At 37.9% G+C, this 1,581-nt stretch carries 2 protein-coding genes and 1 pseudogene; all 3 read right to left on the reverse strand.

Going from position 1 to position 1,581, the window contains the following annotated elements:
• A partial coding sequence (locus HMPREF0518_RS10300) for a hypothetical protein (protein ID WP_003626637.1) occupies positions 1-337 on the reverse strand: 337 nt, incomplete at its 3' end.
• Positions 338-343: 6 nt separating this feature from the next.
• Positions 344-1,228: a hypothetical protein gene (locus HMPREF0518_RS04710; RefSeq protein WP_003626639.1), complete on the reverse strand. Its 885-nt coding sequence runs from the start codon at positions 1,226-1,228 to the stop codon at positions 344-346.
• A 68-nt stretch (positions 1,229-1,296) separates the two neighbouring features.
• Positions 1,297-1,581 (reverse strand): annotated as a pseudogene (locus HMPREF0518_RS04715) (hypothetical protein); the annotation flags it as partial.

Here is a 1,581-nt window from a genome sequence, read left to right on the forward strand (position 1 = left end):
GATCAATTGAAGTCTGAGTAGTTGAAGTTTCAGTACCACCATTAGCTGGCTTAGATATAATAACCGTTTCATTAACTTTATGAGATGCACCAGGGATATTTGTATAATCATTTGGATTTATTGCATGCTTTACAGGAACAGGATAACTCTGTCTTGCACTGTTAAAACCGCCTGGAAGACTGACAGCACCATCAAGAACATAATGCTCAGGTACATTTAACTTGATATAACCATCTTTGTCCTTATTCCATTCAATTGGACTTCCGACTTTGCCTGTTACATCCTGACTGCCAACTACCTTATTTTGATCTTGTACATCTTGATATTGAAGAGTCAAAGTTGCCTATTTACCATAATCAGGATTGTTTGATTTGTAAGTAATTTTAACAGTGAAGTCTTGTACTGGCTGTCCATTCTTAATCAATGGGAAACTACTTAACTTGCCATCCGTAATAGTTCCTTTATCAGTTTGCGGAGTATAACCCTTAAAGGTTGGCAAAGAACGTTCTGAAAATTCGGTTAATAATTGCTTAGTGCTATCATCAACAGTATTGGCCTTCCAATCACCGGCAGGAGTGACTTCTCCTGTAAATTCATCAGTTGTAACGAGTCTAGCAACCTGAAGCTTTACAGGAATAATTTCTGAACTCTTATGTTCTTTAGTTTGATTATCTACAAAATCCCCGCCTTCAGGTGCAGTAATATTGATAGTTTCAGTTACATCCTTGTATTCATAACTCTTAACAATATTATGTGTAACCGGAATATTCTGTGAACTGTCTTTCACGCCAAAGTTAATTATTACAGTACCAATATTACCAGCTGGCTTGCCATCAGCACCCACAAAAATCCAGCCCTTTGGAGCTTGAATATTTTCAACTACATTTTTAGTTTCTGGTTTATTAGTAAACTCTTGAGATCCAACTTTTGTATTATCGGCATCCACATAATTTACAGTATGCGTGATTGTGGCATCAGGATTAGTTAACTTATAGCTAATATTAACATTAATATCCTTAGTCAAATCCTTGCCATTCAATGCTGACTGAGCTGGAACTTCACCATTGACTAACTTAACTGCGCCGCCATTTACAGTTACCACTGGAGTATAACCTTCAACTGGAGTTGGTTTAAATGCAGGAAATTCTGTTGCAGCTGGGCCAGGGGTTTCTTTAATACCTGTAAAACTCGTAACTGATTGCCAAGAATTATAATCACCCGCAGTCATAGTTCTAGTAAAGTCAATCTTTACTTGTCGGGTTTCTTCACTTAATCCTGTATCTTTGCCATCTTTATCTACAAATGCGGATCCTTAGGATCACTGATAATTTGAAGAACTACAGGGATCTTCACGGGATCATTATCTGAAGCATCCCCATTGAACGGAATAGTGATGGCCCGATAAGTTGATTCCCAACCTTCAGGAACGTTCAACTTATTCTTACCATCCGCATCCCCATCAAGAGAATACTTCGCACTCGTTCCTGTCAAGCCTAGCACGGATTGATGACCTACAACTTTAGTTTCATTATCTTTATTCACAAAATCAATCGTGCGCTTGACCTCATTAGCTTTATAAGT

Source organism: Lactobacillus helveticus DSM 20075 = CGMCC 1.1877, assembly GCF_000160855.1.
Classification (GTDB): domain Bacteria; phylum Bacillota; class Bacilli; order Lactobacillales; family Lactobacillaceae; genus Lactobacillus; species Lactobacillus helveticus.